The 26,815-nt window shown below is 45.1% G+C and carries 25 protein-coding genes and 1 other annotated feature; of the genes, 24 read left to right on the top strand and 1 reads right to left on the bottom strand.

What is annotated here, in order from left to right; genetic code table 11:
- The first annotated feature begins 415 nt into the window (after positions 1–415).
- From spoIIGA to ACGTNI_RS02805, 24 genes are all read left to right on the top strand, one after another.
- Positions 416–1,327: a sigma-E processing peptidase SpoIIGA gene (gene spoIIGA, locus ACGTNI_RS02690; RefSeq protein WP_394459887.1), complete on the top strand. Its 912-nt coding sequence runs from the start codon at positions 416–418 to the stop codon at positions 1,325–1,327.
- Positions 1,328–1,343: 16 nt separating this feature from the next.
- Positions 1,344–2,063 carry an RNA polymerase sporulation sigma factor SigE gene (sigE, locus tag ACGTNI_RS02695; RefSeq protein WP_085508100.1) on the top strand — a complete coding sequence of 240 codons (720 nt, stop codon included), beginning with the start codon at positions 1,344–1,346 and terminating at the stop codon, positions 2,061–2,063.
- A 118-nt stretch (positions 2,064–2,181) separates the two neighbouring features.
- Positions 2,182–2,961 (top strand): RNA polymerase sporulation sigma factor SigG, encoded by a 780-nt coding sequence (gene sigG, locus ACGTNI_RS02700; protein ID WP_062445754.1) that lies wholly within the window; start codon positions 2,182–2,184, stop codon positions 2,959–2,961.
- Between the two features lie 308 nt (positions 2,962–3,269).
- The gene (locus ACGTNI_RS02705) at positions 3,270–3,536 is read left to right on the top strand and encodes a YlmC/YmxH family sporulation protein (protein WP_062445755.1); all 267 of its coding nucleotides are present in this window, start codon (positions 3,270–3,272) and stop codon (positions 3,534–3,536) included.
- A gap of 63 nt (positions 3,537–3,599) precedes the next feature.
- Positions 3,600–4,424: a peptidoglycan editing factor PgeF gene (gene pgeF, locus ACGTNI_RS02710; protein WP_394459890.1), complete on the top strand. Its 825-nt coding sequence runs from the start codon at positions 3,600–3,602 to the stop codon at positions 4,422–4,424.
- A gap of 1 nt (position 4,425) precedes the next feature.
- Positions 4,426–5,094 (top strand): YggS family pyridoxal phosphate-dependent enzyme, encoded by a 669-nt coding sequence (locus tag ACGTNI_RS02715; RefSeq protein ID WP_394459892.1) that lies wholly within the window; start codon positions 4,426–4,428, stop codon positions 5,092–5,094.
- A 26-nt stretch (positions 5,095–5,120) separates the two neighbouring features.
- Entirely contained in the window at positions 5,121–5,567 is a 447-nt protein-coding gene (locus ACGTNI_RS02720) for a cell division protein SepF (RefSeq protein ID WP_085508106.1), read from the top strand.
- A 4-nt stretch (positions 5,568–5,571) separates the two neighbouring features.
- A complete protein-coding gene (locus ACGTNI_RS02725) occupies positions 5,572–5,835 on the top strand; it encodes a YggT family protein (RefSeq protein ID WP_062445759.1) in 264 nt (87 codons plus the stop codon).
- 723 nt (positions 5,836–6,558) lie between these two features.
- Positions 6,559–7,332, top strand: coding sequence for a YlmH family RNA-binding protein (locus ACGTNI_RS02730; RefSeq protein ID WP_394459895.1), 774 nt, complete (start codon positions 6,559–6,561; stop codon positions 7,330–7,332).
- A gap of 88 nt (positions 7,333–7,420) precedes the next feature.
- Entirely contained in the window at positions 7,421–7,930 is a 510-nt protein-coding gene (locus tag ACGTNI_RS02735; RefSeq protein ID WP_394459897.1) for a DivIVA domain-containing protein, read from the top strand.
- Positions 7,931–8,002: 72 nt separating this feature from the next.
- Positions 8,003–8,232: a binding site (T-box leader), on the top strand.
- Positions 8,233–8,353: 121 nt separating this feature from the next.
- A complete protein-coding gene (gene ileS / locus ACGTNI_RS02740) occupies positions 8,354–11,110 on the top strand; it encodes an isoleucine--tRNA ligase (RefSeq protein WP_394459899.1) in 2,757 nt (918 codons plus the stop codon).
- 156 nt (positions 11,111–11,266) lie between these two features.
- On the top strand, positions 11,267–11,740 hold the full coding sequence (gene lspA / locus ACGTNI_RS02745; protein WP_394459901.1) for a signal peptidase II: 474 nt from the start codon (positions 11,267–11,269) through the stop codon (positions 11,738–11,740).
- Positions 11,737–12,645: an RluA family pseudouridine synthase gene (locus ACGTNI_RS02750; RefSeq protein ID WP_394459903.1), complete on the top strand. Its 909-nt coding sequence runs from the start codon at positions 11,737–11,739 to the stop codon at positions 12,643–12,645. Before lspA ends, ACGTNI_RS02750 begins: the two co-directional genes overlap by 4 nt.
- Positions 12,646–12,817: 172 nt before the next feature.
- Positions 12,818–13,363 (top strand): bifunctional pyr operon transcriptional regulator/uracil phosphoribosyltransferase PyrR, encoded by a 546-nt coding sequence (gene pyrR, locus ACGTNI_RS02755; RefSeq protein ID WP_394459905.1) that lies wholly within the window; start codon positions 12,818–12,820, stop codon positions 13,361–13,363.
- A gap of 163 nt (positions 13,364–13,526) precedes the next feature.
- Positions 13,527–14,918 (top strand): solute carrier family 23 protein, encoded by a 1,392-nt coding sequence (locus tag ACGTNI_RS02760; protein WP_394459907.1) that lies wholly within the window; start codon positions 13,527–13,529, stop codon positions 14,916–14,918.
- Between the two features lie 167 nt (positions 14,919–15,085).
- Entirely contained in the window at positions 15,086–15,964 is an 879-nt protein-coding gene (locus ACGTNI_RS02765) for an aspartate carbamoyltransferase catalytic subunit (RefSeq protein ID WP_394459909.1), read from the top strand.
- On the top strand, positions 15,964–17,235 hold the full coding sequence (gene pyrC / locus ACGTNI_RS02770; RefSeq protein ID WP_394459911.1) for a dihydroorotase: 1,272 nt from the start codon (positions 15,964–15,966) through the stop codon (positions 17,233–17,235). Before ACGTNI_RS02765 ends, pyrC begins: the two co-directional genes overlap by 1 nt.
- A gap of 3 nt (positions 17,236–17,238) precedes the next feature.
- On the top strand, positions 17,239–18,354 hold the full coding sequence (locus tag ACGTNI_RS02775; protein ID WP_394459913.1) for a carbamoyl phosphate synthase small subunit: 1,116 nt from the start codon (positions 17,239–17,241) through the stop codon (positions 18,352–18,354).
- Positions 18,333–21,533, top strand: a complete 3,201-nt coding sequence (carB, locus tag ACGTNI_RS02780; RefSeq protein WP_394459915.1) for a carbamoyl-phosphate synthase large subunit — start codon at positions 18,333–18,335, stop codon at positions 21,531–21,533. Before ACGTNI_RS02775 ends, carB begins: the two co-directional genes overlap by 22 nt.
- Positions 21,530–22,297, top strand: coding sequence for a dihydroorotate dehydrogenase electron transfer subunit (locus tag ACGTNI_RS02785; RefSeq protein ID WP_394459917.1), 768 nt, complete (start codon positions 21,530–21,532; stop codon positions 22,295–22,297). The genes carB and ACGTNI_RS02785 overlap by 4 nt, the downstream gene beginning before the upstream one ends.
- Complete coding sequence (locus tag ACGTNI_RS02790) at positions 22,294–23,205, top strand: dihydroorotate dehydrogenase (protein WP_394459919.1); 912 nt, start codon at positions 22,294–22,296, stop codon at positions 23,203–23,205. The genes ACGTNI_RS02785 and ACGTNI_RS02790 overlap by 4 nt, the downstream gene beginning before the upstream one ends.
- Positions 23,202–23,915 carry an orotidine-5'-phosphate decarboxylase gene (gene pyrF, locus ACGTNI_RS02795; RefSeq protein WP_394459921.1) on the top strand — a complete coding sequence of 238 codons (714 nt, stop codon included), beginning with the start codon at positions 23,202–23,204 and terminating at the stop codon, positions 23,913–23,915. The genes ACGTNI_RS02790 and pyrF overlap by 4 nt, the downstream gene beginning before the upstream one ends.
- The gene (gene pyrE, locus ACGTNI_RS02800) at positions 23,908–24,531 is read left to right on the top strand and encodes an orotate phosphoribosyltransferase (RefSeq protein WP_394459923.1); all 624 of its coding nucleotides are present in this window, start codon (positions 23,908–23,910) and stop codon (positions 24,529–24,531) included. The genes pyrF and pyrE overlap by 8 nt, the downstream gene beginning before the upstream one ends.
- A gap of 207 nt (positions 24,532–24,738) precedes the next feature.
- On the top strand, positions 24,739–25,008 hold the full coding sequence (locus tag ACGTNI_RS02805; RefSeq protein WP_085508144.1) for a hypothetical protein: 270 nt from the start codon (positions 24,739–24,741) through the stop codon (positions 25,006–25,008).
- 44 nt (positions 25,009–25,052) lie between these two features.
- Here ACGTNI_RS02805 and ACGTNI_RS02810 read toward each other — a convergent pair whose 3' ends face one another.
- Positions 25,053–26,774 carry an Rqc2 family fibronectin-binding protein gene (locus ACGTNI_RS02810; RefSeq protein WP_394459926.1) on the bottom strand — a complete coding sequence of 574 codons (1,722 nt, stop codon included), beginning with the start codon at positions 26,772–26,774 and terminating at the stop codon, positions 25,053–25,055.
- Positions 26,775–26,815: the final 41 nt, after the last annotated feature.

The following is a 26,815-nucleotide window of genomic DNA, read 5'->3' on the forward strand; positions in this document are numbered from 1 at the left end:
GCAAGCTTCCTCGGGCTAAACCCCTGTGGGATATGCGGGATCGCTGAGGCCCCGCAAGGCGAAGCCTGAGGAGACTCAGCACACGCCCACGGAAAGCGAATCGTTTCCCGAAGCCCCTAAACTCCAATAAACATCTCGAAATCAAGTCTTCGACTTTTCGGCCTTTTTGTAGAATAAATGTTTTACGAAAATCAATAACATGCTTAACAGCGTCTATTTTTAATAGAAAAAATGTGAGAAAAACCCAGCTTATAAATTCGACACAGCATAAGCTGCCAATCTCGACTAGTAGGCATTAATGAGCGACAAATTCGGCTAAAAAAAGTCTTCCCGTCCTTTCAGAAAGTGACAGACTTTTAGGAACAGCATGTCTTATACTTGAAATCACCATTCAATAGAAAAGGAGAAAGAGGTGATGATCTATCTTGATGCCGTATGGCTCCTTAATTTTTTAGTTGATGGAATGATTCTGATTATTACACAGGCAGTCACAAAGTCCTATGCTTCTATGAAACGAATGATGTTCGCTGCATTAATAGCCTCCTTTATTGTACCGTTAACTATTTTTTTCCCAAATTCCTGGCTGGTCTCTCCCCTGGGAAAATTCACCTATTCGATACTCATTGTTCTGGCGGCCTTTCCATATAAATCATTGCGCCTTTATATGCGTAATCTGACTACATTTTACTTTGTGACATTTGCGATTGGGGGGACGATGTTTGCCAGTCATTTCTTTTTGAATATGAATGTGCAGATGGCGACTTCAGGTATTGTGACGTTTTCGACAGGATACGGGGATCCAATTAGCTGGTTGTTTGTCATCATTGGCTTTCCGGCAGCATGGTGGTTTACAAAGCAAAGACTGGAACGGATTGCTGTCCTGAAATTGAAATATGAAGAAATTTATGAAGTGGTGTTGGAATGGAACGGTAAAAAAACAGTATCAACGGGTTTAGTTGACAGCGGAAATCAGTTGGTTGATCCATTGACGAAAAAACTTGTCTTTCTTGGTGATGAGGAAGTATTTCAAGCTTTTGTCTCGGAAGAAGAATGGACGGCACTTAAAGAAGTGGAAGAAACTTTTGACATTAATCGAATTCCTGAATCCCTGCAGGATAGTGTTCACTTTGTCCCTTATCAAGGTGCTGGAGGAGAAAGGAAATTGATGCTTGCTATCCAATTAAGCAAAATCGAATTAGTCAGTGAAGGGAAAAACATATGCATGCATGCTCCGCTGCTCGGGATGCAATTCGGAAAAATGACCGATGATGACAGCTATCATGTACTTCTTCATCCGGAGATGATGCAAAAAGGAAAAGTAGCTTAAAGGAAGGAGTAATGTTATGAGCAAATGGAAGTTGAAATTACGCCTCTGGTATTATCGTATTTTATTAAAATTAGGATTGAAGACCAATGAAATATACTACATAGGAGGAAGCGAAGCGCTTCCTCCTCCATTATCCAGGGAAGAAGAGGCAGAGCTTCTGAAACGGCTGCCGAAAGGGGATAAAGCTGCCAGAGCAATGCTGATTGAGCGGAACCTTCGTCTGGTCGTTTATATTGCCCGGAAGTTTGAAAATACAGGGTTAAACATTGAGGATTTGATTAGTATTGGTACGATTGGCCTCATCAAAGCAGTGAATACGTTCAATCCCGAAAAGAAAATCAAACTTGCCACTTATGCCTCCCGATGTATCGAAAATGAAATTTTGATGCATTTAAGAAAGAGTAATAAGTTGAAATCTGAGGTTTCTTTTGATGAACCATTGAATGTAGATTGGGATGGAAACGAACTACTGTTGTCCGATATTCTTGGAACGGAGGAAGACATCATTACGAAAGACCTTGAAGACAAGGTTGACAAACGGCTATTAAAGAAAGCGCTGGAACAGTTGAACGACCGTGAAAAACAGATCATGGAACTGCGCTTCGGGTTAGTCGATAAGGAAGAGAAGACACAGAAAGATGTAGCAGATATGCTTGGTATTTCACAATCCTATATTTCCAGGCTTGAGAAAAAAATTATTAAAAGATTGAAACGTGAATTCAACAAGATGGTATAGCACTTTCAAGGACTTTTTCGAACGTATATTCTTATATAAGCGAGTTTAGCTAATGCATATTATTCCCAGCCCGGGGAGATACTGAATTTTGAATAGCTTCCTGGGAGGGTTTAATACCGTGACTAGACATAAAGTTGAAATATGTGGTGTAGATACATCTAAGCTTCCAGTACTTAAAAACGATGAAATGCGTGTATTATTTAAACGAATGCAAAGCGGAGACCAATCTGCCAGGGAGGAGCTAGTCAATGGCAACCTGCGTCTTGTGCTGAGTGTCATCCAACGCTTCAATAACCGCGGTGAATATGTCGATGATTTGTTCCAGGTTGGGTGTATTGGTCTAATGAAATCGATTGATAACTTTGATTTAAGTCATAACGTGAAATTCTCTACTTACGCTGTTCCGATGATTATTGGAGAAATACGAAGGTATTTACGGGACAACAACCCGATTCGTGTTTCTCGCTCGCTCCGTGATACTGCGTATAAAGCGTTACAGATGCGGGAAAAACTTATCAGTGAACGGTCAAAGGATCCGGCGCCGGCGGAAATAGCTAAGGAAATGGGAGTTCCACACGAAGATGTTGTGTTTGCTATGGATGCCATCCAGGACCCGGTTTCGTTATTTGAACCAATCTATAATGATGGCGGAGATCCGATTTTTGTGATGGATCAGTTGAAGGATGAAAAGCATAAAGATTCGGTCTGGCTGGATGAACTCTCGCTAAGAGAAGGCATGAAACGGTTGAATGAGCGGGAAAAAATGATTTTGACAAAGCGCTTCTTCCAGGGAAAAACCCAGATGGAAGTAGCAGAAGAAATCGGTATCTCCCAAGCTCAGGTTTCTCGTCTTGAAAAAGCAGCTATCAAAGAAATGAACACGACGATGTTCGAATAATGCCAGGTTAAAAAGAAAATAAGTTCCAACATCTTTTAGTTCAGTTTTGGTGTACTCCAAAACTGAACTTTTTTCGTGTAATCAAACTGCTTTGTGTAAGGGAAACAACTGATGCGTGTGCCGACAAAAGACCACCAGATAAAAATCAGCAGTACCTTTACTTAGTTTGTCGCCAACTACTTATGGCGAAAGTCTTGGTATTTTCTCATACCTTTATACTGAATCAAAATTAAACTTCCTAAAGTATAAAAAACTATCCATGTAATCAGCGTTTCTTACATAGTATGTAACAAGGAAGGTGATAGGATATGATGATTTCAGAATTACAATTGAAGGATATCATCGCTCTCGAAACGGGAGAAAGGCTCGGTCAAATCGCTGATTTAGATATAGATGTGAACACTGGCAAAGTTATTGCAATCATAATTACGCTAAAAGGGAAAATGATGGGGTTATTCGGGAAAGATGAAGAGGCGGTGATTCCCTGGGATCAGATTATTAACATTGGCACAGATGTGATTCTGGTAAAAAAACCTTTTGCACTTCCACCTCAATCGACAAATGAGATAGAATAATGGAATTATAACAAGAAATGTGACTGGTAATGTGGTAAAATATAGGGCAACTGAGGTGGTAATATGACAGAACCGTTTTCGCATAAAGAGGATAGGGTATTCGTAATAGAAGACTGGATGCAGGCTCACCCTAAGTTGCAGGCTGGTTTTACGAGCAGGAAAGGCGGCGTTAGCGCGCCGCCGTATGCCAGCTTCAATCATGGACTGCATGTTAACGATAAGGAAGAAGACGTCATCGCCAATCGCGGGCTTCTTGCTTCTTCCATGGCTATACCGTTAAACAACTGGGTGATTGGTGAACAAGTCCATGGTACAGAAGTCGCTGTTGTCAAGCGAACAGATGGCGGAAAAGGAGCATGGGAACAAGGGACTTCTGTTAAAGGCTGTGATGGCCTGATAACTAATATCTCTGGTTTATTATTGGCAGCCTTTTTTGCTGATTGTGTGCCGTTATATTTCCATGCCCCTGCTGCCGGGTGGGTTGGAATCGCCCATGCTGGCTGGAAAGGGACAGTAAACGGAATGGCTTCTTCGATGGTGGCAGCTCTCATCAATGAAGGAGCATCGAGAGAAGATATTCAAGTGACCATCGGTCCTTCTATCAGTAAGAAACATTACGAAGTGGATCAAAGAGTAATCGACAACATTGAAGAACAGTATATAAATTTAGTCACAGAACCGCTTAATGATGGAAAATTCCTGTTAGATTTGAGAGAATTGAATCGACTGGTGCTAGTTGGAGCCGGCATCAAGAAACAGAACATCCGAATAACCGAGCATTGTACATACGAACAAGAAGACGTATTTTTTTCCCATCGCCGTGATCACGGGAAAACAGGCCGAATGCTTGGATTCATAGGCTTTACTGATGGAAAAGGAGACGTGTAGCATGAGTGTGGAATCAAAATGGCAGGAAATTCAAACCAACATCGCAGAAGCTTGCAATAGTTGTGGCAGAGATCTAAAAGAAATTACCGTCGTTGCTGTAACCAAATATGTAACTGTTGAAAGAGCCAGAGAAGCTTTGGCAGCCGGAATCATGGACCTTGGTGAAAACAGGATGAAAGGTTTTTTGGAAAAGTATCAAGCCATAGGGGATGATGCCACGTGGCATTTCATTGGTTCGTTGCAGTCCCGGAAAGTAAAAGAAATCATTGGCGAGGTTGATTACATTCATTCGTTAGACCGGAAATCATTGGCGAAGGAAATCAACAAACGTGCCGAAAGTCCGGTTTCCTGTTATGTGCAAGTGAATGTAAGCGGCGAAGAATCTAAACATGGACTGGCCCTGGATGAGGTAGAAGAATTCATCGAGTGGCTGAAAGACTACCCGAATGTCAACGTAGTCGGGTTGATGACCATGGCCCCGCATGTAGATGATGAAGAAATGCTCAGAGGTACCTTCCGTAAGCTTCGGGCTATGCGCGACCGGATCAGGGACAAGCACTATCCGCACGCACCTTGTAAGGAGCTATCGATGGGGATGAGTAATGATTACAAGCTGGCGATTGAAGAAGGTGCCACCTGCATCCGGCTTGGATCCAGCCTGGTAGGCTGATATTAAATGATTGAGGTGATGGAGAGATGAGTATGAAGAATAAATTCAAATCATTTTTTACCTTAGACGATGAATATGAATATATGGAAGAAGAAGTGGAAGAATCGAACAAAAGTCAGCAAGTAAGTCAACCACAGAACTACCCGGAACAAAAAGCAAAAAATGTCGTCAGTTTAAAGAGTGCCCAGTCCTCTTCCCGAATGATGCTGTGCGAGCCGCGCAACTACAATGAGGCTCAGGATATTGCCGATCACCTCGTGAACCGTCGTGCGGTAGTCATCAATTTACAACGGGTTGACCATCATCAGGCGAAACGGATTGTGGATTTTTTAAGCGGGACCGTATATGCTATTGGAGGGGACATTCAGAAGCTGGGAATGCAAACGTTCCTTTGTACCCCTGATAATGTGGAAATTTCCGGGTCAATTTCGGAAATATTGGCACAGGAAGATGATTTAGACAGAAGGTGGTAAGGAAATGCAGCAACTATTCGTTTTATTGACTAACGCAATACAAATTTACAGCTGGGCATTAATCATTTATATTTTTATGTCCTGGTTTCCTGGAGCGAGAGAATCGAAATTCGGTCAGTTCCTGGCGAAAATATGTGAGCCGTTTTTAGAGCCGTTCCGTCGTATTATCCCGCCGCTTGGTATGATTGACATTTCGCCGATCGTTGCCATCCTGGTACTTAACTTTGCGAATATGGGACTGCGGGAACTCTATATCATGCTTATGTAATACTTATAACGACCAACAAAGCTGCCACCGGCGGCTTTTCTTTTGCTATTTACATAGTGGTTAACAGTATATACTGGACTTCCCAGATAAATTAAAGCTCCCATTAACTGAAGACTCAGTTTCAAGAGAAACTGTTTCCGTGCTGATGTTGAGCTTTCGGAGGTCCGGAAAATCACTCGCTTTCCATGGGCGTACGGTGAGCTTCCTAGGGCTAAAGCCCTGCGGGATCTCACCATGTACTATCCTCCCATCGGAGTCTCGCAATTTCCCTGACCTCCTTGAATTTATAAGAGAAACGGAAACATTGGTATGTCGCCCTACAAGCATAGAGAGAGCTATTTATAAAAACGTGCTTATAATCTGTATCATCGGTCCATATGATTTGTGGAATACATCTTCATTTATTGCAGGGGTTCGTTTCTCTTATCTTTCGGATGGGGCGGTTGGGAAACTGCGAGACTCCCGCGGGAGAAGGGACTAGGCAAGACCCCACAGGGAGTGTAACGACCGAGGAGGCTTGCCGGTTCCCCCGCAGGAAAGCGAGTAGTTTCCCAGCCGCCCCTGACACTATTATGGTAAAGAACCGTAGATATCTTGAAATCAAGTCTTCGACTTTTCGGGCCTTTTGGTGAATAGGTCACTATGGTAAACCAATAACACTGTTAACAGCTATTAGTTTAATCATGGAGTCTGGTTTTATAATTTTGGAGTGGAGAGATAGAAATGGAGATTTATCAGCATTTTCGTAAAGAAGAGCAGCCTTTTATCGATCAAGTACTATCCTTGCAAGAAGAAGTCGGCCGCAGTTTCCAAAGTAAGTTGACGGATTTTTTTGACCCAAGGGAGCAGTTCATTTTCGAGAGCCTGCTTGGTAATCACCCGGACTACACCTGGAAGCTCTATGGTGGAAATGAAGAAGCGGAACGTAAGCGTGCTATTCTTGCCCCTTATTATGAAGAGATCGAACCGGAGCACTTTGAACTAACATTGCTTGAAGCATCCTATCCAGAAAAATTCGTTACGCTTTCCCATCCGGATGTACTTGGTGCGTTTATGAGTTTAGGAATCAAGCGGAAAAAGCTGGGGGACCTAGTGGTGAAAGACGGGGTTGTTCAAATCATCGTCGCAAGTGAAATAGCTGATTATGTAAGAATGAATCTGGAGGGGGTCAAGAAAGCATCCGTGCAGTTTCAGGAAGTACCTTTTGACCGTATGCTCTCCAGCGATGAAGAATGGGAGCAGGTGGACACGACAGTCTCCTCATTGCGTCTCGATACGGTCGTTAAAGAAATCTACCGGATGTCCCGCCAAAAAGCTGCATTATTCATAGATAAAGGTCAGGTAAAAGTAAATTTTCGTATCGTTGAAGACCCATCATTCAAACTGGAAGCAGGGGACATGATTTCGATACGTGGCAAAGGGCGCAGCAAACTGCAAGACGTCTTAGGCACAACCAAAAAAGATAAATACAAAGTCGTCATCTCCCGGCTAAAATAAACAACCGGACAAGCAGGAATCTGAAAAGTTTTGTCGAAATGGGAATATAACTCGAAAAAATGTCCGATACTTTGAGGAGGTGGCTGGTGTGCCATTAACACCATTGGATATCCATAATAAAGAATTCACACGCGGTTTTAGGGGTTATGATGAAGACGAAGTCAATGAGTTCCTCGAACAGGTCATCAAAGACTACGAATTGGTCATTCGTGATAAAAAATCCCTTGAAGAGAAAGTGGAGCAGTTGAATGAACGCCTGGGACATTTCACAAATATCGAAACAACCCTGAATAAATCCATTCTGGTAGCGCAGGAAACAGCAGAAGAAGTGAAAAACAATGCCAGTAAGGAATCGAAGCTGATTGTGAAGGAAGCAGAGAAGAATGCTGACCGGATCATCAATGAAGCCTTGCAAAAGTCCCACCGGATTGCCATCGAAGTCGAAGAACTTAAAAAACAGGCCAAAGTGTTCCGTACACGTCTGCGTATGCTCGTTGAAGCCCAGCTGGATATGATTGATACAGATGACTGGGATCATGTGTTTGAAACAGAAATTGACGAAAAAGTCGATGGGAAAAAAGAGATGGTAGAAAAATAATCTTGACGTATGCAGTAATATTACATATAATTCATTAACATGAAATATTTCCTGCAGTAACTGAATATTTAACGATAAACGATGACAGGGAAAGTACTCAAGCCCGCTTGCAGCTTAAGCGATCCAGGGATGGTGAAAGCCTGGAGCAGCGCCTTGAAGGAAAATCACCCTCGAGTTTTCCATTCGAAAAGCAATGAGTAGAGATGGACGCCTTATCCACGATACGGATCAACAGAGCGGAATCGGCATGTGTAAAAGCCGGTTCTACAAGGGTGGTACCGCGAGATCCTCTCGTCCCTTTTGGGATGTGAGGATCTTTTTTATATTTTTAAATAGAAAGACTGAGGCTTACGCCATTAAGGCAGGGTGATAAGCAAGGTTTTCCTAGTATACACACACAGAAAGAGTAAGGAGGAAATGGAAGTGAATTATAAAGACACATTACGGATGCCAAAGACCGATTTCCCAATGCGTGGAAACCTTCCGAACCGTGAACCGAAGATGCAAGAGCGCTGGGAAGAAATGAACATATATGAAAAGGTGCAGCAACGAACCGAGGGACGCCCGTTATTTGTCCTTCATGATGGCCCTCCATATGCGAATGGTGATTTGCACATGGGGCATGCATTGAATAAATCCCTGAAAGATTTTATTGTCCGTTATAAATCAATGGCAGGTTATCATGCACCATATGTCCCTGGCTGGGATACACATGGACTGCCGATTGAAACAGCACTTACAAAAAAGAAGAAGGTCGACCGTAAAAAGATGTCCGTCGCCGAATTCCGCCAAAAGTGTGCGGACTATGCGATGGGACAACTGGACAATCAGCGTAAAGAATTTAAGCGCATGGGTGTACGCGGTGACTGGGATAATCCTTATGTCACATTAAATAAAGACTATGAAGCGGAGCAGATCAAAGTCTTTGGAGAAATGGCTAAAAAAGGGTATATCTACAAAGGGTTGAAGCCTGTCTATTGGTCTCCTTCCTCAGAATCAGCACTTGCGGAAGCAGAAATTGAGTACCAGGATAAGCGTTCTCCTTCTATCTATGTATCTTTCCAGGTCAAAGATGGTAAAGAGTTGTTTGACGGGGATGAAAAATTCATTATCTGGACGACGACGCCATGGACGATCCCATCTAACCTTGCGATTGCTTTGAACCCGGCTTATAACTATGTCGTTGTAAAAACTGGTGAAAACAAGTTTGTCATTGCGGAAGACTTGCTGGAAGATGTGACGCAGAAATTGGAATGGGAAGATTATGAAGTCGTACAAACGTTCAAAGGGAAAGAGGCAGAACATGTCACGACTCAGCACCCATTCTATGACCGTGAATCTTTGGTCATTCTGGGTGATCATGTTACGACAGATGGAGGTACCGGATGTGTCCATACAGCACCTGGCCACGGGGAAGATGACTTCTGGGTCGGAAAGCAATACGGTCTTGAAGTGCTCTGTCCGGTTGACAACAAAGGGGTATTTACAGAGGAAGCTCCAGGTTTTGAAGGAATGTTCTATGACAAAGCCAACAAACCGATTACCGAGAAACTGACAGAAGTCGGTGCATTAGAAAAACTCGAATTCATTACACACTCCTATCCGCACGACTGGAGAACGAAAAAACCGACGATTTTCCGAGCAACTGACCAATGGTTCGCGTCGATCAAGGATTTCCGTGAAACCTTGCTGGAAGAAATCAAGAATGTGAAATGGGTACCACGTTGGGGCGAAACCCGTCTATATAACATGGTGAGAGACCGTGAAGACTGGTGTATTTCCCGTCAGCGTACATGGGGCGTTCCGATTCCTGTATTCTACGGAGAAGATGGCACCCCGATCATCACCGATGAAACAATCGATCACGTTGCTGGACTGTTCCGGGAACACGGCTCGAATGTCTGGTTCGAACGGGAAGCGAAAGACTTGCTTCCGGAAGGCTTTACTTCTGAACATAGCCCGAACGGAGAATTCACCAAAGAAGAAGACATCATGGATGTCTGGTTCGATTCTGGTTCTTCTCATCAGGCGGTATTGCATCAGCGTCCAGAGCTGCAGCGTCCAGCAGACCTTTATCTGGAAGGATCCGACCAATATCGCGGCTGGTTTAACTCGTCCTTGTCCACTTCCGTTGCTGTGACTGGAAAGGCACCATTCAAAGGGATTTTGAGTCATGGTTTTGCTTTGGATGGCCATGGTCGTAAGATGAGTAAATCGATTGGGAACGTCATTCTGCCTGACAAAGTTACGAAACAACTGGGAGCGGAAATCATCCGTTTGTGGGTGGCAAGCTCCGACTACCAGGCTGATGTCCGGGTGTCTGATGACATTCTCAAGCAGGTATCAGAAGTTTACCGTAAAATCCGTAACACATTCCGCTTCCTGCTCGGAAACCTGCATGATTTCAATCCGGCGGCTAATACGGTGCCGGATGATCAGCTGGAAGAAGTCGACCGTTATATGAAAATGCGTCTCAACAACCTGGTCAAGAATGTCCGTGAAGCTTATGATAACTATGAATTCAATGTCATCTACCACCAGGTCCATAATTTCTGTACGATCGACTTAAGCTCCTTCTACCTTGATTTTGCAAAAGATATCCTGTATATCGAAGCGCCTGACCATCCACGCAGAAGAAGCATCCAGACGGTCTATTATGAAACATTGACTGCACTCGTGAAGCTTCTTGCGCCGATCATCCCTCACACAGCAGATGAGGTATGGGAATACCTCCCTGGTGTCAGCGAGGAAAGTGTCCAGTTGACGGATATGCCGGAGGAAGTAGCTGTTATTGAAAGTGAAGAGCTTAAAGCTAAATGGGATCACTTCCTGGATATTCGTGATGATGTTTTGAAAGCTTTAGAGGATGCAAGAAATGAAAAGGTCATCGGTAAATCACTGGAGGCACGCGTGACAATTGTTCCTAAGGAGGAACAAACGCAAAGTGTTCTGAAGAATATCGAACACCTCCATCAGTTATTGATTGTATCCGATGCTGAGGTGGCATTGTCCCATCCAGAAGCCAAAGCATATGATCATGTCGATGTATATGTCGAGAAGCATGAAGGCGATAAGTGTGAACGCTGCTGGGTAGCATCTGATGATGTTGGAGAAGATGACGATCATCCAGAATTGTGCGTCCGCTGTGCCACAGTTGTTAAAGAACATTACGAAAATTAAAAGGTAGTAAGAAAGCCGTGTGCACCTGCACACGGCTTTAAAATTGCATGGAAGTAACTATATCATTATTATGTAAACAAATTTTTTTTCCAGATATCACTTAACAACTACTTGTGGTACAATTGTAGAATCGAATAATTATTTTGGAGGAAGCCTATGGTCTGGTATTACATAATAGCTAGCTTTGTGATCGTGCTTGATCAATGGTCAAAATGGATGGTTGTCAAGAATATGTACCTTGGAGAAAGCATTACGATCATCGAAAACTTTTTTTATTTGACCTCCCACCGCAATCGCGGGGCGGCATGGGGGATTTTGCAAGGTCAGATGATTTTCTTTTATATCGTGACATTGATTGTCGTCGGAGTCATTATCTACTATATGCACCAATATGGTAAAAAATATAGATTGGCAGGGATTGCCCTCTCCTTGCTATTAGCGGGGGCAATTGGAAACTTTATTGACCGGCTGATCAGAAAAGAAGTCGTCGACTTTTTTGATTTTATCATTTTTACGTATGATTATCCGATCTTCAATATTGCAGATTCATCGCTGGTAGTCGGAGTCATTCTTGTCATCATCGCTTCTATCTTGGATGAACGTAAAAAGAAGGAGAGTACCCAATTGTGAGTAATCAATATCAAGTAACCAATCAGGATAATGGTAAACGCATCGATAAATTAATGATAGAAATCGAACCCTCGGTTTCCAGGACACAGGTTCAAAGCTGGATTAAAGAGGGGCATCTGGTCGTCAATGGTGATCCGGTGAAAAGTAACTACAAGGTACAGGAACAGGATGAAATAACCTGGGAAGTGCCTGAGCCAGAACCATTAAAAATTGAAGCAGAAGATACCCCGTTAAATATCGTCTATGAAGATAAAGATGTCATCGTAGTCAACAAACGACGGGGAATGGTCGTCCATCCTTCTTCCGGACATCCTAATGGAACACTGGTGAATGCATTACTGCACCATTGTGATGATCTCTCAGGAATCAACGGGGTAACAAGGCCTGGAATTGTCCACCGGATTGATAAAGATACGAGCGGGTTATTGATGGTCGCTAAAAACGATAACGCCCACCAATCGCTTGCTGAACAATTGGCCAATAAAACAACCGACAGGAAATATGAAGCAATTGTTCATGGTGAAATCTCCCATGAATATGGTACGATTGAAGCACCGATTGGCCGGGATCCGAAAGACCGCCAGTCGATGGCAGTAGTTGAAGAAGGCAAGCCAGCCGTCACGCATTTTCAAGTACTGCAGGTATTCAAGGATTTCACCCATGTGGAATGTGTACTGGAAACAGGCCGCACCCATCAAATCCGTGTGCATATGAAATATATCAATCATCCACTGGCCGGGGATCCTAAATACGGCCCTCGCAAATCCCTGCCAATTGATGGACAGGCGCTTCATGCGAGAACATTGGCCTTCAACCATCCTGTTACGAACGAGCGGATGGATTTCCATGTCGAACCACCGAGTGATTTCACCCAAATGCTCGAATTAATTAAAAAACGTAGTTGACAAACCGTCGAACGTTTGTGATAATCAATTAAAGAATTGAATATGACCTTTAAAGTCAGTCCTGTGAGGCTGAAAAGGAAACGGAGCATATGATTATGTTACTTACACCCTTTTTCTGCCCTCATGCAGGAAAAGGTTTTTTTAATACGCCTGAACAATCGGAGGTGGAGCAATGAAACCGAAAACTACAGTATTAGATGAAGCAGCTATCCGGCGTGCACTTACCCGGATTTCTCATGAAATCATAGAAAAAAATAAGGGTGTCGATGACGTCATCCTCGTTGGGATCAAAACAAGGGGAGTTCCCTTGGCAAGCCGCCTCCAGAAAAGAATCAACGATATTGAAGGAGTCATCCTCCCAAATGGTGAATTGGATATCACACTTTACAGGGATGATCTCACCACCAAATCAGGACAACAAGAACCAGAACTGAAAGAAACGAACATCGAAACGAATATCGACGGAAAAAAAGTCGTACTTGTTGATGATGTATTGTATACAGGCCGGACGGTGCGTGCCGCTATGGACGCATTGATGGATCATGGAAGACCATCACAAATACAGCTGGCCGTCCTTGTCGACCGCGGTCACCGCGAGCTCCCGATCCGGGCAGACTATGTCGGGAAAAATGTTCCGACTTCCCTCGATGAAATCGTAACGGTTACCGTAGCGGAAACAGATGAAGAAGACGCGGTAGTCATTTTTGAAAAGAATTGAATAAAACAGCACCTTTAAGTAAGTCCAGAGAGGCTTAAAAGGTCGCAAACTCAGAACGTATCGAAGCATACCAGGATACGTCCACCTCTTTGCGGTTTTTTAAGCAAAGAGGTTTTTTTATACCTTTAAAAAATGGCTCTAAATAATAAAGGAGGAAATGATTATGAAATCAAACCAAGCTGCATTAGACGTCAGAGATGTCCCGGCACTTCATAAATGGATTACCTTAAGCTTACAGCACTTATTCGCCATGTTCGGAGCAACCATCCTTGTTCCATTCCTGACAGGCTTGTCACCTTCCGTCGCGCTCGTTTCCAGCGGAACAGGGACACTTGCCTACCTGGTAATAACAAAAGGAAGGGTTCCAGCCTATCTTGGATCAAGTTTTGCCTTCATTGCACCTGTGATTGCAGCCAGTTCAGCAAGCGGAGTACCAGGAGCAATGGTAGGAAGTTTTCTTGCAGGACTTGTTTACGGCCTTGTGGCACTCCTGATCACCATGTTCGGTACAGACTGGCTGATGAACCTGCTGCCACCGGTTGTTGTCGGCCCGGTCATCATCGTCATTGGTCTTGGGCTGGCAACAACGGCCATCGATATGTCCATGTACGTCCCAGGAATCGATGATCAGGTCTACAGCTCGACTCACTTCAGTGTAGCCCTGGTTACTCTGGCGATTACCATCATCGCATCCATCTTCTTCAAAGGGTTTTTCAGCCTGCTTCCGATCCTTGTCGGTATCGTCGGTGGATATTCGTTCGCTCTTTTCCAAGGGATTGTTGACACGGCAGAAATCAAAGCGGAGTGGGCAGCTATAACGTCCGCTGATTCCTTTACCGGGGTATTGGGCGCTATTTTTCAGAAGCCGGATTTCATCGTCCCATTCGTCGATTACTCTCCGGTGGATGTCATCAGTATCGAAATCATCTTCATCATGGTTCCGATTGCGCTTGTGACCATTGCTGAGCACATCGGAGACCAAATGGTACTATCCAAAGTTGTCGGCCGTAACTTTTTGAAAGAACCTGGCTTGAACCGCTCTATTCTTGGGGACGGAACTGCGACCGTGATCGCTTCCTTCCTTGGCGGACCGCCAAACACGACTTATGGAGAAAACATCGGTGTCCTGGCTATCACACGAGTTTTCAGTGTCTTCGTTATCGGAGGAGCAGCTGTCTTTGCTGTCCTGTTCGGCTTCATCGGAATGAGTACAGCAGTAATTGGATCGATTCCATCAGCGGTCATGGGCGGTGTTTCCATCCTGCTTTTCGGTATCATCGCATCCAGCGGGCTTCGCATGCTGATTGACAACCAGATCGACCTGGGAGAAAAACGAAACCTGATCATTTCTTCCGTCATCCTGGTTATCGGAATCGGAGGAGCTTTCATCCAGGTCACTGACAATGTACAAATCGCAGGAATGGCTCTGTCCGCACTGATTGGAGTTGTATTGAACCTGATCCTTCCTGGCAAAGAAAAAGCCCATGGGAACGGGAAAATGTTCAAAGAAACAGTTACAGGCAATAAAAAATCAAATGATGATAATGCAGCATAACAGAACCATCGCACTTTTTAATAAAATCCCGTGAGATTTTAAAGGGTGTAGGGTTTGATTGATTCGTCATGCCTCAGAATGATGATGATAATTGAGCGCCTCCGCACCCCGGAGGCGCTTTTTTTAACCCTGCGCTGATACGCAAACTGGCAGAGGAGGCTGATGACGTGAAACATTTATTATCCATGGAAGACTTATCATCCGAAGACATCCACCATTTAATCAGGAAAGCGGAAGCTATCGAACGAGGGGATGTTCCGGAATTTACGAAAAAAATATTTGCTGCAAATATTTTTTTAGAACCAAGCACAAGAACGAAAAATAGCTTTGTTGTCGCGGAACGGCGGCTTGGGCTGGATGTGCTGGATATATCTTCAGAAGATTCCAGTTTGACAAAAGGGGAGTCTTTATATGATACTGTTAAAACATTATACACTATTTCTGCAAGTTTATGCATTGTCCGCCACTCTCAAAATGGTATATTAAGAGAGATAGCGAATAAGGTGGAGGTACCGATTATCAATGCGGGTGACGGAACGGGCCAGCACCCGACGCAATGTTTGCTTGATTTATATACGATTCATCAGGAGTTCGGTACTTTTGAAGGCTTGAAAGTAGCGATAATCGGGGACATTAAGCACAGCCGTGTCGCCCGGTCAAACAGCGAAGCACTAAGAAAGTTAGGAGCGGAAGTCTACTTTGTTTCTAAACCGGAATGGCAGGATGAAGGAATAGCAGAAACCTATGTATCTATCGAGGAAGCGGTTGAACTTGCAGATGTCGTCATGCTACTCCGGATTCAGCATGAAAGGCATGACCAATCATCAGAGGAGCAGAACTATCTGCAAAGCTATGGACTCACGAAAGAGCGAGAGAGTAGAATGAATAAAAATTCAATCATTATGCATCCTGGGCCATTTAACCGCGGTGTGGAAATTGACAGTGATGTCGTCGATTCCCCCAAGTCACGGATTTTCAAACAGGTGGCTAACGGGGTAACGATGCGAATGGCAATTATATCAGAACTATTAAAGGAGGAACTGTAATGAATCTATCAATCAAAAATGTAAATGTAAGAAGAGATGGGGCATGGGTAACAGAAGATATTTTTGTTGAAGGAAATATCGTTAAGAAAATCGGTGCTCATCCAGAAATAGAAGCTGATCGTACGATTGATGGACAGGGAAAAATTGCAGTTCCAGGTCTTGTTGATGTACATATACATCTCCGGGAGCCAGGAGGAGAAGCGAAAGAAACGATTGCAACAGGGACAAAGGCTGCAGCAAGAGGAGGGTACACGACCGTCTGTGCTATGCCGAATACAAGGCCGGTCCCGGACTCACTGGATACGATGGAAGCATTAAGGCATAGGATTGAGCAGGACGCCCTGGTACGAGTGCTTCCTTATGCGGCGATCACAACGAGGCAGCTGGGAAAAGAAATCGTTGATATGGCTGTACTGAGAGATGCCGGCGCTTTTGCCTTCACTGATGATGGCGTCGGAGTTCAGGAAGCTGGGAAAATGCTGGAGGCAATGAAATCAGCGGCTGACAATGGCGTAAGTATTGTCGCCCACTGTGAAGACAACAGTTTATTAGAAGGGGGAGTCATTCACAAAGGGAAGACAAGTGAGAAGCTTGGTGTGCCGGGTATAGCGTCTGTATCTGAATCGGTCCATATAGCAAGGGATGTTCTTTTGGCAGAAGCGGCCGGATGTCATTACCATGTCTGCCATGTCAGCACAAAAGAGTCGGTACGTGTTATTCGTGACGCCAAGCGCGCCGGCATCCAAGTAACCGCGGAAGTCACTCCGCATCACCTGCTGCTGAACGAAGAGGGCATCACCCAGGACGATGCGATGTTCAAAATGAATCCACCGTTACGCAGTAAAGAGGATCAGGAAGCTTTGTTGGACGGACTGCTGGATGGAACCATTGACTGCATAGCGACAGATCATGCGCCTCATACCGAGGAAGAAAAGGGAGAAGGGCTTATGAATGCGCCATTCGGAATTGTCGGTCTGGAAACTGCTTTTCCATTGCTGTACACCAACCTGGTTCAGACAGGGAAAATCAGCCTCGAAGCTTTACTTGACAGGATGACAGAAATTCCAGCTGAGATTTTTGGACTTCCCTATGGGAAGCTGGAAGAGGGAAGTATCGCAGACTTAACATTGATAGATTTGGAGAAACAAAAAACAATCGACCGGCACAGCTTCTTCTCAAAAGGGAAAAACACACCGTTCCATAATTGGGAAGTACATGGCTGGCCGGCAGTTACCATATCACAAGGTGAAATCGTTTGGGAGGATGAGTGATCGATGACAATCAAACAATTGGTATTGGAAGATGGCAGTTATTTTGTTGGCGAAGGATTTGGAAGTGAAGAGGATTCTATCGGAGAAATTGTTTTCAATACAGGAATGACCGGTTATCAGGAAATCATTTCTGACCCCTCTTACTGCGGGCAAATCGTCACCTTCACCTACCCGTTAATCGGGAATTATGGCATCAACCGGGATGATTTCGAATCAGTCGACCCGGCCATTTTAGGGGTGGTAGTGAAGGAGCACTGCGACACACCATCCAATTTCAGAAGTGAAGAGACGCTGGATGAATTTTTAAAAGCAAAGCAAATTCCAGGTATCTCGGGCATTGATACCCGCAAGCTTACGAAAATCATTCGTAAGCACGGAACCATGAAAGCGATGATCACATCCATGGAGCGGTCTGTTTCGGAAGTATTGGAATTGCTTGATCATACAGCCTTGCCAACAGACCAGGTCAGCCAGGTGTCAACGATCAAACCATATGTCGTACCTGGAAGGGGATGCCGGATCGTACTGATGGATTTCGGAATGAAACACGGGATATTGAGGGAATTGACGAAACGGGATTGCCATGTAACCGTTGTTCCTTACGATACCAGTGCCGAGGAAATCAACCGCTTGAAACCTGATGGGATCATGTTGACCAATGGTCCGGGAGATCCGAAAAATGTGCCAGAAGCAATTGAGACGATCAAACAGCTCATTGGTCACGTGCCGATATTCGGGATTTGCCTCGGGCATCAGCTGATCGCTTTAGCAAGCGGGGCGGACACGTCGAAAATGAAGTTTGGTCACCGTGGGTCTAATCAGCCTGTCAAAGATTTGAGGAACGGTAAAACATATATCACTTCACAGAACCATGGCTATGCCGTAAACCAGACTTCTTTGGAAACGACTGAACTGGAACTGACCCAAACATCCTTGAATGACGACTCGGTAGAAGGACTCGCCCACCGCGTTCATCCGGTATTTTCTGTTCAATACCATCCGGAAAGTTCTCCAGGCCCGGAAGACACCGAGAGCCTGTTCGATGAATTTCTAACCAATATTCGCACCAGTAAGAAGCAGCAGAAGGAGGAAGCCGTATGCCTAAACGTACAGATTTGAAAAAAATTCTAGTTATTGGTTCAGGACCGATCATCATCGGCCAGGCAGCCGAATTCGATTACTCAGGAACTCAAGCCTGCCAGGCATTGAAAGAAGAAGGCTACGAAGTCATTCTTGCTAACTCGAATCCAGCAACGATTATGACCGATTATACGTTCGCGGATGAAGTCTATATGGAGCCGCTAACCGTGGAGTTCATGACCAAAATCATCCGGAAAGAGCAGCCGGACGCCATTCTGCCTACCCTTGGAGGACAAACCGGGCTGAATCTGGCAATGGAACTGAGCAAGACTACGATTCTGGAAGATTATGGTGTCGAACTGCTCGGTACGAAAATGGAGGCGATTGAAAAGGCGGAGGACCGGGAGATCTTCCGTAATTTAATGCATGAACTCAACGAGCCGGTGCCGGATAGTACAATCGTCAGCAGTGTCGAGACTGCAACAGACTTTGCTGCGGAAATCGGCTACCCTGTCATCGTTCGTCCTGCATATACGATGGGCGGAACCGGAGGAGGAATGTGCGACAATGAAAAAGAGCTGCGGGAAATTACCCGCAACGGCCTGTCCCTTTCCCCGGTGAATCAATGCCTGATTGAAAAGAATATCGCCGGTTTCAAAGAAGTGGAATACGAAGTGATGCGGGATAAAAGCGACCATGCCATCGTAGTCTGTAACATGGAGAACTTCGATCCGGTAGGTATTCATACAGGGGATTCCATTGTTGTCGCACCTTCACAGACGTTAAGTGACCGGGAATATCAACTCTTAAGGAACGCTTCTTTGAAAATTATCCGGGCGCTTGGAATAGAGGGCGGCTGTAACGTTCAGTTAGCGCTTGACCCTGAAAGCTTCCAATATTATGTGATTGAAGTGAATCCGCGTGTCAGCCGTTCATCGGCACTAGCTTCCAAAGCGACTGGTTACCCGATCGCAAAACTTGCTGCTAAAATTGCGGTGGGACTTACCCTTGATGAAATCAAGAACCCGGTCACCGGTACCACATATGCTTGTTTCGAGCCGGCACTTGACTACGTTGTGACCAAAATTCCACGCTGGCCTTTCGATAAATTTGCAAAAGGTAACCGGATACTTGGTACACAGATGAAAGCAACTGGTGAAATCATGTCCATCGGCCGGAATTTTGAAGAATCACTGATGAAGGGTGTCCGCTCGCTGGAAGGGAAAACCGAAGAGCTGTATCTCGGTTATCTGACTGATCTTCCTGACGAAGTGCTTGATCAGCGGCTCATTAAAGCAGATGATGAACGGATATTCGTACTTGCAGAAGTATTGCGCCGAAATCGGACACTGGAGGAACTGCATGAGCTGACCGGCATTGATTTCTTTTTCCTTCATAAGTTGAAAAAGCTGATTGATTTGGAAAAGGTAATCGCGGCAGAAAAGCTTTCCTTCGAACCGATCAGGAAAGCGAAACAGTTAGGGTTTTCCGATCAGCAAATAGCCCGGCTGACAGGGAATGAGGTAGATGAAGTCTATCATTACCGACTTACAAATCAGATCACTCCTGTATATAAAATGGTTGATACGTGCGCCGGAGAGTTCGCATCAGAGACCCCATATTATTACAGCAGCTATGAAGAAGAAAACGAGTCTGTTGTTACCAGTCGCAAGAAGGTGCTCGTCATCGGTTCCGGACCGATCCGGATCGGTCAGGGTGTGGAGTTTGACTATGCGACTGTACACTCGGTACTCGCCTTGAAGGAAATGGGCTTTGAAGCCATCATTATGAATAATAACCCGGAAACGGTGTCAACGGATTTCAGTGTTTCCGATAAATTGTACTTTGAACCTTTATCATTAGAAGATGTGATGCATGTCATCGAACTGGAAAAACCGGAAGGGGTCATTGTACAGTTCGGAGGACAGACGGCAATCAACCTGGTCGACGGACTCAGCCGGAGAGGGGTTAAAATCCTTGGCACCACCATGGAAGCCATCAATGAAACAGAAGACAGGGATCTTTTCGAACAGCTGCTCAATCGACTCGAAATAGCAAAGCCTGGCGGAGAAAGTGTCACCAGTGTCGATGAAGCGCTCGTTACAGCGCGACAAATCGGTTATCCTGTTGTGGTCCGTCCTTCTTATGTACTCGGAGGGCGTGCGATGGAAATTGTCTATGGAGAAACAGAATTGCTTTCTTATATGGAGGAGACCGTAAGAGATTACAGTGATCACCCGATATTGATCGATAAATATTTAACCGGAATGGAAATCGAAGTGGACGCGATCAGCGATGGAGATACAGTCGTCATTCCTGGCATCATGGAACACATCGAGCGTGCGGGCGTCCATTCTGGGGATTCGATGGCAGTTTATCCATCCCAGCGACTCAGCGAGGAATTAAAGCAGCAATGTGTCGATGCGACGATCAAAATTGCCAGGGAGTTGAATATGCAAGGGTTAATCAACATCCAATTTGTCGTCCATAACGGTACAGCTTATGTACTCGAAGTGAATCCAAGGGCGAGCAGGACTGTGCCATTTTTAAGTAAGATTACCGGTATTACCATGGCCAACCTGGCAACAAAAGCTATCCTCGGGCAAAACTTGACAGACCTGGGGTATGAAACTGGTGTAGCAGGCTGCCCGGATGGTGTATACGTGAAAGTGCCTGTCTTCTCTTTCGAAAAGCTGCGCAGTGTCGATACAACACTTGGACCGGAAATGAAATCAACCGGTGAAGTCATCGGATATGACAGTACGCTCGAAAAAGCTTTATACAAAGGAATGACAGCGGCCGGCCTCAAGATACCTGTCGAAGGTTCTGTGCTGCTGACCGTTGCTGATAAGGATAAGAAAGAAGCATTGGAAATCGCCCGTACGTTCCACGAACTCGGCTTCAGACTTTATGCAACCATCGGTACAGCCGATGCCATTCAATCTGCTGGTATACCGGTACAGACAGTCAGTAAAGTAGGAGCTACGGATATGAATATCATCGATATCATCCAGTCAGGCAATGTCCAATTTGTCGTCAATACGTTCACAAAAGGACAGCAGTCACGCAGCGACGGCTTCCGGATCCGCCGCACAGCAGTGGAACATGGCATTGCCTGCCTGACCAGTCTGGACACAGCGAAAGCGATCGTAGATGTCATTGATTCCATGTCCTTTACAGCAAGATCGATTGGAAATCGTGAGGTGACGTTATCATGATGATCCGGGAAGAGATGGAAATAACCTCACATGAACGCCTTGCGGAAGATACGTATCGAATGATATTACAAGGGGATCTGCCAGCTGAAATCAAGCAGCCAGGCCAGTTTGTCCACATACTGATCGATCAAAGCGACTCACTCAGACGCCCGATATCAATAGCTGATGCCAATCCAGCCAAGGGAACGTTGACGATTCTTTATAAGATTCTTGGAAAGGGGACCGCTGCTCTGTCGAAAATGCAGAGCGGCGATCACCTCGATGTACTCGGTCCTGGTGGTAATGGTTTTCCAATTGCCAGCATCACTGCAGAACGGGCTCTGCTTGTCGGTGGCGGAATTGGGGTTCCTCCCTTGTATTATCTGGCGAAACAGTTAAAGGAAAAAGGGATCGAGGTTACGACCGTGCTAGGTTTTCAGCACGAAGCCTCGGTCTTTTTTGAGGAAGAATTCCGTGAGTTGGGGGAAGTATTCGTGACTACCAATGACGGGTCTTACGGAAATAAAGGTTTTGTAACAGAGATACTGCCTGCCTTGGAAGGGCGCTTCGATACTTATTTCTCTTGCGGGCCGGCAGTTATGTTAAAAGCTGTATCTGAAAAACTGGACGGCTATGAAGGGTATCTTTCCATCGAAGAACGATTAGGCTGCGGTGTCGGAGCATGCTTTGCCTGCGTCGTGCAAGCTCCGGAAGGCGATCCCAAAGGTTACCGGAAAATCTGTTATGATGGCCCTGTCTTCCATACAGGTGAGGTGATTCTATGACGAAGCTAAGATTATCACTGCCAGGACTAGATTTGAAAAATCCAATCATGCCAGCCTCCGGATGCTTTGGCTTCGGAAAAGAGTTCAGTGAGTTTTATGACCTATCCGAGCTTGGGGCTGTCATCATTAAAGCCGCAACAGGTGAGACACGATACGGTAATCCTACTCCTCGGGTTGCAGAAACATCTGCCGGTATGCTGAATGCCATCGGCCTGCAAAATCCAGGCGTCGACCGTATCATTTCGGATGAACTCCCGTATTTAAGCGAATTTGATGCCCCTGTGATTGCCAACGTAGCTGGGAGCACCGTGGAAGAGTATGTCGAAGTAGCAGAAAAAATATCTCGTGATGATACCATCAAAGCGCTTGAATTGAATATTTCCTGTCCGAATGTCAAAGAGGGCGGGGTGCAGTTCGGTACCGATGCAGCGCTTGCTGCTGAAGTTACCGGACAGGTGAAACAAGCAAGTGAAGTGCCGGTGTATGTCAAGCTGTCACCGAATGTCACAGACATCGTAGGGATGGCAAAAGCAGTGGAAAAGGCGGGAGCTGATGGATTATCCATGATCAATACGTTAACAGGTATGCGACTGGACCTTCGGCGCAGAAAGCCGATTATTGCCAATCAGACAGGCGGTTTATCCGGCCCAGCCATCAAGCCGATAGCCATCCGGATGATTTATCAGGTATACCAGGAGGTTGACATCCCCATTATTGGCATGGGTGGAATTGAGACTGTGGATGATATTATCGAATTTCTGTTAGCTGGCGCAAGTGCGGTTGCTGTTGGCAGCGCCAATTTCAAAAATCCATTCATCTGTAAAGAACTGATTGACCAGCTCCCAGAAGCGATGGAACGTTATGGGTTTGATCAGGTGGATGAAATGATAGGAGGAGCTCACCGTTGAAAACCGTTGACCCTTTATATATAGCACTGGACATGGAATCAGACAGACAGGCAATCGACTTTCTTGATTATCACCACCTGGCTTCGCTTCCTGTCAAAGTAGGGATGGAACTTTTTTATCAATCAGGACCGGCTATTATATCCAGCCTGAAAGAACGCCAGCATCCTATTTTTCTGGATTTGAAACTGCATGACATCCCTACCACCGTAAAAAAGGCGATGCGTAACCTTGCCCGTCTCGACGTAGAAGTCGTCAATGTCCATGCCCAGGGAGGAATAGAAATGATCGCCGCTGCAAGAGAAGGGCTGGAAGCCGGGTGTCAAGGCAAGGCGCGTCCGGTATTACTGGCGGTGACACAGCTTACTTCTACCGACCAAACGATGTTTACAGAAGAACTGCGACAGCAGGGAACCGTTAAGGAATCTGTCATTCACCTTGCACAGCTGGCAAAAGAAGGAGGAGCCGATGGTGTCGTATGTTCTGTCCATGAAGTAAAAGCCATCAAAGAAGTATGCGGGGACAACTTTTTAACGGTAACGCCAGGCATCCGACCGGAGGGAAGTGATCGCAACGATCAGAAGCGGGCTGCCACGCCAAAAGAAGCAAAGCAGGAAGGTACAGACGCTATCGTTGTCGGAAGGGCAATCACGGCCGCTGAACATCCCGGAAAAAGCTATCAGCAAATAGTCGAGGAGTGGAAACATGACTGATAACCAAAATATTAGTAAAAGTCTCTTGGAAATAGGAGCGGTCCAGATTCGTCCAGATCAGCCATTTACGTGGACATCTGGACTGAAGTCGCCAATCTATTGTGATAACCGTCTGACGATGTCCTATCCTGAAATCAGACGGGAAATCAGAGATAAGTTTGTCGCGCGCATCAAAGAAATGGATGCAACTGTTGATGTCATTGCCGGCTGTGCGACAGCTGGCATTCCTCATGCAGCTTTTATTGCAGAAGCGATGGATTTACCTATGGTGTATGTCCGATCGTCTGCAAAAAAGCATGGGAAAGGAAACCAGATTGAAGGAAAGATTAATCCAGGGGATCGGGTTGTGGTCATTGAAGATCTAATTTCCACAGGAAAGTCATCCATTGAAGCTGCTAAAGCAATGCAAGAAGCGGGAGCAGAAGTTGTTCAAGTGCTGGCAATTTTCAGCTACGGCCTTCCGAAAGCCGCAGAGGCTTTTGAAAAAGCAGGTTTTACTTACCAGACCCTCACTGATTTCCAGGAACTGATTGCTTATATGAGGGAAGACGGTCAGCTGGATGAAGAAGCCGAAGCGAAATTAGAACAATGGCAGCGCGAACCATCCGCCTTTTAATACCAAGCCCTCTTACAGTAAAACTCCCTGTTTCCGTTACGTTAGTAACGGCAGGTAAACATCTCGAAATCAAAGTCTTCGACTTTTCGGCCCTTTAATTAAACCAACAAATATTTACTGGTGATAGAGACAGTTGAGTTGTGCTGAGGGCTTGAGTTATGTACCATATAGTGTATATAGACATCAGAGCGACAATGGTGGTGCATAATGAAATCACGTAAACATTCCATGTTCATACTTACAAATGCCATTCTTGGATTGATTACATGTTTTGGCTATCTTTATGTATGGTTTACTTATTCTTTTATGGAAAGCATGTGGTCCTGGCCACCGGTTTTGACGCTGGTGGCAGGAGTGGGAGTTTTTTTTCTGTGGAACAAATGGCTGCTCCGGAGAGAAAAAAATAGATACTGGCTCCAGGCGGTTTTTTCCTATGGAGCAACCATCCTCGTATTCATCTACTTCTTAACAAAATAATAAGCTTTACAGACTTGCTACAAGCAAAAAAAGGATGGTTCTCCCTATTGGGAGGAGCCATCCTTTTTTAGTTTCTTAATAAACGTCGGATCTGGAGTGACGAACAATGTCTGCTGGTTATCATAGATGACATACCCTGGTTTAGCGCCTGAAGGTTTTTTGACATGCTTGATCAGCGTGTAGTCGACCGGTACGGAAGATGACTGGGAAGACTTACTGAAATTAGCGGCAAGCTGTGCTGCCTCCAACAATGTATCTTCCGATGGATCATTCGACCGTATGACAACATGGGAGCCTGGGATGTCTTTCGTATGAAGCCAGACATCATTTTTGTTCGCCAGCCGGTTGGTCAAATATTCATTTTGCTTATTGTTACGTCCCACGTAAATTGTGGTGCCGTCACTGGAATGGAATGTTTCCGGTTCCGGTGTCTTTGGTTTGTTTTTGTGTTTTTGCGTCTGAGGTTTCTTCTTCAGATAGCCTTCCTCGCGCAGTTCTTCTCTGATTTCATCGATATCCTGTTCCCTGGCTTTCTCTACCTGTTCAATCAACTGATCCAGATAACTGATTTCTGTTTCCGCTTTATTAATTTCTTCCTGGACCACTTGTTTTGATTTTTTCATCTTTTGGTAGGTTTGGAATAAGCTTTGGGCATTTTCACTTGGTGTTTTATTCGGGTTCAGCTCGATGGAAATCGTCGGCTGTTCCGGGTCATAGTAGTCGACGACATCTACTTTTTTATCACCCTGTTTTACAAGGTGTAAGTGAGCTGTCAACAGTTCCCCTTCTTTTTGATAATCATCCGCCTTCTCCGCTTTTTTCAATGTCTGCTGGTGCTTTTTGATCTTTCGGATATTTTTATCCCGTTCATTTTTCAGGAAGCGGTATAAATCACCGGCCTGCTGTTTGACACGGTCCCGTTCTGCTTTACCTGAATAGAAGGCGTCCAGCATATCACTTACCCGGTCGAAAGTTTCGCGTTCTCCTTCCAGCGTTGAAAGAGGGAGCACATAGAATTGCTCCTTGTTTCCATAGTAAATGCTTGGCGTATAATCATGGTTTGCCAATTGCTGTTTAAATGATAGGAAAGCTTCCTTGTACCTATCCACTGACCCCAGCCTTGCCTGGTGGGCGAGTTCCCTGGTAATCAATGGGGAGCACCCCATCAAAATATTCAATATCTGCCTGTCCATTTTTCCTGCATTGAAATCAAGTTTCCGGACGAATGAGTCACCGTCGATTTTAAGCGGGTTGATTTTCCCTTGTTCCGGCGGAAATTTATAGGGCTGGCCGGGCATGACCGTCCGGTGGCGGTTTTGGGACGGCGGAAGATGCTTGATACTGTCCAGGATATGGCCTTTTTCTTCATCAACGAGGATGATGTTGCTGTGTTTTCCCATCACTTCGATGATCAGTATTTTGGTCGTTTCATCTCCCAGTTCATTCCTGCTTTTGATACGGAAACGGACAATCCGCTCCATCTCGACCTGCTCAATTTCTTCAATGAAACCACCGACCAGATGCTTGCGCAATAACATGCAGAACATCGGGGGTTCCTTCGGGTTGTAGTAATTATCATCGGTCAGGTGAAATCTGGCATAGCTTGGATGCACAGATAATAATAACGAATGGTTTTTGCGATAGGATCTCACCGTAAAAACCAATTCTGTTTCTGTTGGCTGATAGATTTTCATGATTCTTCCTGTTGCTAACGTTTCATTCAATTCATTGGTTGCGGCTCGAGTTACAACTCCATCAAATGACATGTGCGTTCACCTCTCAATGTTGCTAGTATAGCATGTTTATG

Origin of the sequence: Thalassobacillus sp. B23F22_16 (genome assembly GCF_043496955.1) — a bacterium.
GTDB lineage: Bacteria > Bacillota > Bacilli > Bacillales > Halobacillaceae > Thalassobacillus > Thalassobacillus devorans_A.

Coding starts and splice junctions, on each gene's coding strand:
- ACGTNI_RS02725 (WP_062445759.1), top strand. CDS start 5,572: ATGCAGCAACTATTCGTTTTATTGACTAACGCAATACAAATTTACAGC.
- carB (WP_394459915.1), top strand. CDS start 18,333: ATGCCTAAACGTACAGATTTGAAAAAAATTCTAGTTATTGGTTCAGGA.
- sigE (WP_085508100.1), top strand. CDS start 1,344: ATGAGCAAATGGAAGTTGAAATTACGCCTCTGGTATTATCGTATTTTA.
- ACGTNI_RS02775 (WP_394459913.1), top strand. CDS start 17,239: ATGACAATCAAACAATTGGTATTGGAAGATGGCAGTTATTTTGTTGGC.
- lspA (WP_394459901.1), top strand. CDS start 11,267: ATGGTCTGGTATTACATAATAGCTAGCTTTGTGATCGTGCTTGATCAA.
- ACGTNI_RS02790 (WP_394459919.1), top strand. CDS start 22,294: ATGACGAAGCTAAGATTATCACTGCCAGGACTAGATTTGAAAAATCCA.
- pgeF (WP_394459890.1), top strand. CDS start 3,600: ATGACAGAACCGTTTTCGCATAAAGAGGATAGGGTATTCGTAATAGAA.
- ACGTNI_RS02720 (WP_085508106.1), top strand. CDS start 5,121: ATGAGTATGAAGAATAAATTCAAATCATTTTTTACCTTAGACGATGAA.
- ACGTNI_RS02760 (WP_394459907.1), top strand. CDS start 13,527: ATGAAATCAAACCAAGCTGCATTAGACGTCAGAGATGTCCCGGCACTT.
- pyrC (WP_394459911.1), top strand. CDS start 15,964: ATGAATCTATCAATCAAAAATGTAAATGTAAGAAGAGATGGGGCATGG.
- ACGTNI_RS02715 (WP_394459892.1), top strand. CDS start 4,426: ATGAGTGTGGAATCAAAATGGCAGGAAATTCAAACCAACATCGCAGAA.
- ACGTNI_RS02705 (WP_062445755.1), top strand. CDS start 3,270: ATGATGATTTCAGAATTACAATTGAAGGATATCATCGCTCTCGAAACG.
- ACGTNI_RS02810 (WP_394459926.1), bottom strand. CDS start 26,774: ATGTCATTTGATGGAGTTGTAACTCGAGCCGCAACCAATGAATTGAAT.
- pyrR (WP_394459905.1), top strand. CDS start 12,818: ATGAAACCGAAAACTACAGTATTAGATGAAGCAGCTATCCGGCGTGCA.
- pyrE (WP_394459923.1), top strand. CDS start 23,908: ATGACTGATAACCAAAATATTAGTAAAAGTCTCTTGGAAATAGGAGCG.
- spoIIGA (WP_394459887.1), top strand. CDS start 416: ATGATCTATCTTGATGCCGTATGGCTCCTTAATTTTTTAGTTGATGGA.
- ACGTNI_RS02730 (WP_394459895.1), top strand. CDS start 6,559: ATGGAGATTTATCAGCATTTTCGTAAAGAAGAGCAGCCTTTTATCGAT.
- ACGTNI_RS02805 (WP_085508144.1), top strand. CDS start 24,739: ATGAAATCACGTAAACATTCCATGTTCATACTTACAAATGCCATTCTT.
- ACGTNI_RS02785 (WP_394459917.1), top strand. CDS start 21,530: ATGATGATCCGGGAAGAGATGGAAATAACCTCACATGAACGCCTTGCG.